We start from the raw sequence: 6,085 nt of genomic DNA, 5'->3' as shown, positions 1-6,085 counted from the left end.
TCGGGGTCAGGAGCGTGAGGTCGAAGAGGAGTATAAGAGACGCGGGTAGATGGACGGAGGAGCGAACACCCGGATCCGCCGGCTGGGGTGCAGGAGGAGGGCCTCGGGTCGTACCAATGTCTGGCCCGGCCAGTTGCCGAAGTCCTGGCCAACACCAGTGAGTGGGTTGAAGGTGGCGCTCTTCCCGACCTTGGCATAGCCGGCAAGGGCCACCACGTATTCTGCCTTTGTTTCCATGGGCGGGTGCAGGAGGTCGCACCCGTTGCAGTCTTCGCACCCGCTCATCTGCACTTCTCTCCGCAGGGAGTGACAAAGATATGATCGGCGATAGCATGGTCGATGGCAAGTTTCGTCTTCCGGACCGCAATCTCGACAGGCCCGAGAAGGGGGGCTTTCCTGACCAGCTGGACCTCGGTTTTAAGGGTGAGACCAAGGTCAGTCAGCCGCTGGACAACGCCGGTATCGCCCCGGATGAACGCAATGGTCCCTTTCTGGCCAGGAGCAAGGGAGGTTACCGGAAGAAGCGGTTCATCGCGGACCCGGTCAGGCAGGGCCTGTCCTTCAGCAAGACAGGCCGAACAGCTCTCTACCTTCCGGTCGCAGGCCTCGATCAGGCTGCCGTGGGGGCACCGGGCGGGCGCATTGAGCAGCTTGCAGAGCGCACACTCCGTCTCGTCCGAAAGGGTGTGCTCCATTTTGCAGGCTTCATCGTGGACATTCTCCCGGGTGATCTGGAGCACATCGGTCAAGAAAACCTCGAGGAGCCGGTGCCGGCGCTTCACCTTCCGCGCCATCTCCCGGCCCAGCTCTGTCAGGGTTGCACCCTTGTAGGGTTCATACTTCACGAAACCCTTGTCGGAGAGCGCCTGGAGTGCCTCGGTCACGCTTGCGGGTGCCACCTTGACGCATTTTGCGATCGCCGACGTCCGCGCGATCCCGTGCTTCTCCTCGATATCAAGGATACTCTCAAGGTATTCTTCCAGCTGCTCTGACGCCATCCAGTACTTTTAGGCTTCCCTAATGTTAAAACATTTCGGAGTGCCTAAAAATTGCGGGGCCGGGAGCGGTTCCTCCTGTTCACGCGGCATCTTCACCGCCAGACCCGACAGGAGAGATTATAAGGCTTCTGATAAAATGATCAATCGATAAATGTATACCTATAAGTCGGGAATCGCGCAGATAGACGAGAAGACCGGCGGTTTTGATGCCGGGACCAATATCCTCATCCTGGGCCCGCCCATGAGTGCAGCCGACCAGCTGGCATACGCACTGACAAAACCGGTACCGGGCGAGTATGCCATCGTCCTCTCGACCAATGAACGCGCTGCCGAAGTAATCGATGCTTTCAAGGTAGCCGGGGCCGACAAGCGGTTCACCGGTGTAATCGATGCCATTACCAAGAGCTCGACTCCGGGCATCACCGATACCGCCCGGCTGATGTTCGTCTCCAGTCCCACGGACCTGACCGGTATCGGGATCAAGTTCTCGAACATGGTGGAGACGATTTTCGAGGGCAATTTTGCCGATGGCGAGACCGGCCTGTTCCCGCCGCCGATACGCTTCTGTGTCAATTCCATCTCCACCCTCCTGATGTACCGCAGGCTCGAAGTCCTGTACCAGTTCCTGCACGTGCTCACGGCAAAATTAAAGAAGATCGAGGGAGTGGGAGTCTATATCCTCAACAACGAGTCCTTCGATGAAAAGACACTCTCCTTAATCAAGCAGCTGATGAACTGTGTCATCGAGGTTAAAGTCGAGCAGAATGTCAACCTGATGCGCATCCGCGGGATTCCCGGCGTTCAGGGCGACTGGATGAAATTCTCTGTTTCCAGGGGACAGGTGACCATACAACCATGATCTCGACCGGGATAAACGGGCTTGATGAAATGCTGGGAAGCGGCATTCCGAGAGGCAGCAGGGTGTTGTACAGCCTTGAGCCCGGCGTTGACGGCCAGCTCTTCATGATCTCGACCCTGTCCTGTGCACTGGCAAAGAAACGTTCCTGCCTTGTCGTCCTCCCGAACACAACGGTCGATGCATTCCGGAACGATGCACAGAGGATGTACGGGGCCCGGCCCGATCTTGCCCTCGCCCCGGTCACCTTTATCGATTCTGTTGACTGGGAACGGATCCAGAAGAGCAGCAGGTCGCCGGCAGGAAGGGCACGCGAGCTGGAGGCCCGGATCCGGAAAATCTGCCGCGAATATGATGTGGACGTCATCTTTGTCTATTTCGACCTCTTGAACGAGGAGTTCGGGACCGATGATGCAGCCGCGATCTTCACCTCGGTCCAGGAGATGGAGAAGGAGAAGAAGATCACGCTTGTCATCGAGCACCTGAACATGGAAGGGACCGGGCTCCTGGACCATTTCATCCGCGACCTGAAGTTTGATCTCGTCCTTGCCATCCGCTCCTCGTTCCGGCCTTTCCCGCAGTTCAATTATTTCACCCTTGTCCATACCTCGTGGGCAGATCTGCCCGCCCGTTCGGTCCCGTTCATCATTGGCGAGGGGAGGGTCATTCCCTACATCCCCCGCATCGTAGTCACCGGGCCGGCATCCTCGGGAAAATCAACCTTTGTCCTCAATGCCGCGGATGACGGGCACTCTGTCGACCGGAGGGGACCGGGAGGGAGCATGACGACGGTTGCCCTGGATTTTGGCTGGATCCGGTGGAAGGACTTCGATATCACGCTGTACGGGACGCCGGGGCAGGAGCGTTTCGATTCCCTCCTGCCATCCTACCTCGGGCACGCGATGGGAGCACTCCTTGTCGTCGATGCAACAAACGCAGACCAGCTCCCCCGCGCCCGTCTCCTGATCGAGATGGTTGCACGGCGGCGCATCCCGTTTGCCGTTGCGATCAACAAGTGCGATCTTCCGGGAACCCTTGATCCAAGCCTCATCAGGAGGATCCTCGCCATTGGCGACGAGATCCCCCTCTACCAGATCTCGGCAACACGGAAATCCGATGTGAATTTTGTTCTCGAATCGCTGGTGGACTCGATAACCCAGTTCAGGTACTGACCGGGATGGGAATGCATGCTGACATTCATCGGCCTTGGCCTTTTTGACAAAACGGATGTATCGGAAAAGGGGCTCTCCCGTATCCGGAACGCTGACCGGGTGTATCTTGAGTGCTACACCTCGCGCCTCATGGGTGCGACATTACCGGACCTCGAACAGTTTTACGGGAGGCAGGTCACTCCCCTGTACCGTTCCGCTGTGGAACAGGACCCCGACGCAATGCTTGAAGAGGCTGTGGCAAAGGACGTGGTTTTTCTCTGCGCGGGAGACCCGATGGTCTCAACAACCCATGCCGATCTCCGGATGCGGGCAGCCTCCCGCGGGATACCGACTGCGATCATCCATGCCGCATCCATCGCAAGCGCCGTCTGCGGCATCTCGGGCCTCCAGAACTACCGGTTCGGCAAGTCCTGTTCCCTTCCCTTCCCGCAGAAGAACTGGTTCCCGACCACCCCTCTCGACGTCATCGTAACGAACCTCTCCCTGCGGCTCCACACGCTGGTCTATCTTGACATCCAGGACGACCGTTATATGACCGTTTCGGATGCCGTCGCCCTGCTGGAGGAGATGGTAGATGCACGGAAGGTAAAAATCCCGCTGTACGTGGGCATTGCCCGGGCAGGGTCAGATCTGCCGGTGGTCCGGGCAGGGACGGCAGAGAAAATCCGTGCCTGCGACTTCGGTCCGCCCCTCCATATCCTGATCGTGCCGGCGGAACTGCACGACATGGAGCGTGAGTACCTGGAGATGTTCGCCGGCCTATGAGGATTGCAGAATACGGTACAATGCTTGCATCAGTCCTTACAGCGACAACGTACAGTGCACCGGAGGGGACACCCATGGGCCGGACCGGGCAGGCTGTGATCCGGATGGCATCCGCATACGAGAGCGACGGCCGGATGTTCCTGTCCGGGGATGATCCCGTCAATGCCCTTGCAGCGTTCCTGTACGGCCTGGGCTGGCTCCACTGCGGCATCGCGTCCGGCCTGCTCGATTATTCCGGGAAGGGTCCCGAATGCCCGTTTGCCACCCCTGCGGAGAATGTCCCGGCTTCCCAGTACCTGAAACTGGATGAGAAGACCGGCAGGTACGCGAACCTGCTTACCACGGCGATCGCCTCGGTCACGCCCTCCCCGGCGCCCGGCACTCCTGCCCATGTCTTTGCGCAGCAGGTACTTTTCATAGCCGGAATCTACCTGCAGAGGGGCAACAGGGAAGCCGGGGAAGGACGGCCCGAAGAGGGATTGTCCTGCTTCAGTTACGGGCACGGCTGGCTCGATGCAGGGGTTGAGTGCGGCCTTTATTCGATCCATGCAAACCGTGAAATCTTCACCGTGGACTAAACCGGCGGGGATGGCGAAAGAAAGAGTAAATACTTTGCCCTATAACCTGTTAGACTGACCGTTGCAGATATTTTCGGGGTACGTCAATGGACAAGTCACAGCTGAAATGGCTCTATATATCCGTCGGGTTCTCCCTTGCCGTCCTCGTCATCATCCTCCTCCTCACCATCAACGAGAATACCCTCACCTACCTCACGCAGATCAATCCCTGGTTCCTTCTCCTTGCGTTCCTCACGCATCTCCTGACCATGTGCTTCTGGGCCATGCGGGTCAAGATGATGGCCGGTTCGCTTGGCTACCGTGTCGGGTTCTGGTACAGCCTGAACCTGGTCTTTGCAAACCTCCTCGCCTCTGCCATCACGCCGGCACAGGCTGGCGGGGAACCGGTCCGCATCCATGAACTCTACAAGGCCAGCGTCCCCCTGGGCGATTCCACGGCAATTGTCATCATGGAACGCGTGCTCGATGGCGTTGCTCTTGCAGCCCTTGCCGCATTCTCCATGATCGTCCTGACCGACCAGTGGAAGCAGCTCGGCACCGTCTCGGAGATCATGGTCTTTGTCACCTGGATCTTCGTAACCGGGTGCCTCTTCCTCTTCTACCTCGCCATACGGCGCCCGGATACGGTGAAGCGGGTCGTGGCACGCTGCACGCGGTGGCTTACGAGGACCTGGGAAAATGCCCGGGTCGAGTCGCTGCTGACCCGTGCAGATAAGGAGATCGACAACTTCCAGGGCGCTACGGTACGGTTCGTCCACACGGCCAAAGGCGGGCTCTTCTGGGGCATGATCTTCACCCTCCTCTACTGGGTCTCCGAGATCATCACCGCATCCCTCATCCTCGTGGGACTCGGGCAGCCCCCGCTCATCCTCGAGTCCTTCGTCATCCAGCTGATCCTCGCCATCCTGATGATGCTTCCTTTAACCCCGGGAAGCTCGGGGATTGCCGAGGTCGGCGCAACCTCCATGTACGCCCTCTTCCTCCCGGCAGGGGTTGTCGGAATCTTCGTCGTACTCTGGCGCATTGTTCTTTATTACTTCAACATCGCGCTCGGCATCCTCTCAAGCATCATCATAGTACGGCGGGAAGCCCGTGCCTGCCTTGAGGATGAAAAGAACTGCCCGCCACCGCCACCCACCTGAACCCTTATCACGGTTGGCGGCAATCACTGTGCACCGAAATGACACAGGTCCGTTGCGAGGTTAAAGGCGTTTTTATGGCAACCGGGGAGACGGCAACGGTCCCCCTTGTTATCCTCACGGACGGTTCCGGCAGATTCCTCCCGATCTTCATCGGGATCTGGGAGGCAGTCTCCATCAACAGCGCAAAGAACCGGGAGGTGCTGCCCCGCCCGTTCACGCACGACCTCTTTTTGGACCTCTGCACAAAGTTTTCCATCACCCTGCGCTCGCTCCAGATCGACAGCGTCGAGGACGGGGTCTACTATGCGCAACTCGTGTTTGTGAACAACCGTCACGAGGAATACCTGGACTGCCGCCCAAGCGACGGGATCGCGCTGGCACTGAGAGGGGATGTTCCGATCTTTGTGGAAGAGACTGTCCTTGCCGCGGCAGCACAGAAGAACGAGGACCTCCCGCAGGTGGTCGACCTTATGGCGTTTCTCCAGAAATAGGGGAATTGATGGGGAAGGCCCCGATCATTTCCGGCGGTGTTCCAGTTCTTCCATAACGTCCGCAAGGCTCACGCCCGATGCCC

Annotated in this window: 8 protein-coding genes; 6 read left to right on the top strand and 2 right to left on the bottom strand. The window is 58.7% G+C overall.

What is annotated here, in order from left to right; genetic code table 11:
* Positions 1–6 precede the first annotated feature (6 nt).
* A complete protein-coding gene (locus tag CW742_RS05545) occupies positions 7–285 on the bottom strand; it encodes a FeoB small GTPase domain-containing protein (RefSeq protein WP_292417617.1) in 279 nt (92 codons plus the stop codon).
* The gene (locus CW742_RS05540) at positions 282–998 is read right to left on the bottom strand and encodes a metal-dependent transcriptional regulator (RefSeq protein ID WP_292417614.1); all 717 of its coding nucleotides are present in this window, start codon (positions 996–998) and stop codon (positions 282–284) included. The genes CW742_RS05545 and CW742_RS05540 overlap by 4 nt, the downstream gene beginning before the upstream one ends.
* A gap of 151 nt (positions 999–1,149) precedes the next feature.
* Between CW742_RS05540 and CW742_RS05535 the strand changes: the two genes are divergently transcribed.
* The 6 genes from CW742_RS05535 (at position 1,150) to CW742_RS05510 (ending at position 6,002) form a co-directional block, all read left to right on the top strand.
* Positions 1,150–1,857, top strand: coding sequence for a hypothetical protein (locus tag CW742_RS05535; protein WP_292417610.1), 708 nt, complete (start codon positions 1,150–1,152; stop codon positions 1,855–1,857).
* Positions 1,854–3,026, top strand: coding sequence for a GTP-binding protein (locus CW742_RS05530; protein ID WP_292417607.1), 1,173 nt, complete (start codon positions 1,854–1,856; stop codon positions 3,024–3,026). The genes CW742_RS05535 and CW742_RS05530 overlap by 4 nt, the downstream gene beginning before the upstream one ends.
* 15 nt (positions 3,027–3,041) lie before the next feature.
* The gene (gene dph5, locus CW742_RS05525) at positions 3,042–3,791 is read left to right on the top strand and encodes a diphthine synthase (protein ID WP_292417604.1); all 750 of its coding nucleotides are present in this window, start codon (positions 3,042–3,044) and stop codon (positions 3,789–3,791) included.
* Positions 3,788–4,369: a DUF357 domain-containing protein gene (locus CW742_RS05520; protein WP_292417601.1), complete on the top strand. Its 582-nt coding sequence runs from the start codon at positions 3,788–3,790 to the stop codon at positions 4,367–4,369. Before dph5 ends, CW742_RS05520 begins: the two co-directional genes overlap by 4 nt.
* Before the next feature lie 86 nt (positions 4,370–4,455).
* Positions 4,456–5,511 (top strand): flippase-like domain-containing protein, encoded by a 1,056-nt coding sequence (locus tag CW742_RS05515; protein WP_292417599.1) that lies wholly within the window; start codon positions 4,456–4,458, stop codon positions 5,509–5,511.
* Positions 5,512–5,585: 74 nt separating this feature from the next.
* Complete coding sequence (locus CW742_RS05510) at positions 5,586–6,002, top strand: bifunctional nuclease family protein (protein ID WP_292417596.1); 417 nt, start codon at positions 5,586–5,588, stop codon at positions 6,000–6,002.
* Positions 6,003–6,085: the final 83 nt, after the last annotated feature.

Origin of the sequence: Methanoregula sp. (assembly GCF_002835825.1) — an archaeon.
Lineage (GTDB): Archaea > Halobacteriota > Methanomicrobia > Methanomicrobiales > Methanospirillaceae > Methanoregula.
Note: the sequence above shows the minus strand (reverse complement) of the source record. Positions and strands in the feature narration are given on the sequence as shown.

Bases quoted from the DNA above. Each gene is read 5' to 3' on its own strand.
- CW742_RS05545 (WP_292417617.1), bottom strand. From the start codon at position 285: ATGAGCGGGTGCGAAGACTGCAACGGGTGCGACCTCCTGCACCCGCCC.
- CW742_RS05515 (WP_292417599.1), top strand. From the start codon at position 4,456: ATGGACAAGTCACAGCTGAAATGGCTCTATATATCCGTCGGGTTCTCC.
- dph5 (WP_292417604.1), top strand. From the start codon at position 3,042: ATGCTGACATTCATCGGCCTTGGCCTTTTTGACAAAACGGATGTATCG.
- CW742_RS05535 (WP_292417610.1), top strand. From the start codon at position 1,150: ATGTATACCTATAAGTCGGGAATCGCGCAGATAGACGAGAAGACCGGC.
- CW742_RS05520 (WP_292417601.1), top strand. From the start codon at position 3,788: ATGAGGATTGCAGAATACGGTACAATGCTTGCATCAGTCCTTACAGCG.
- CW742_RS05540 (WP_292417614.1), bottom strand. From the start codon at position 998: ATGGCGTCAGAGCAGCTGGAAGAATACCTTGAGAGTATCCTTGATATC.
- CW742_RS05530 (WP_292417607.1), top strand. From the start codon at position 1,854: ATGATCTCGACCGGGATAAACGGGCTTGATGAAATGCTGGGAAGCGGC.
- CW742_RS05510 (WP_292417596.1), top strand. From the start codon at position 5,586: ATGGCAACCGGGGAGACGGCAACGGTCCCCCTTGTTATCCTCACGGAC.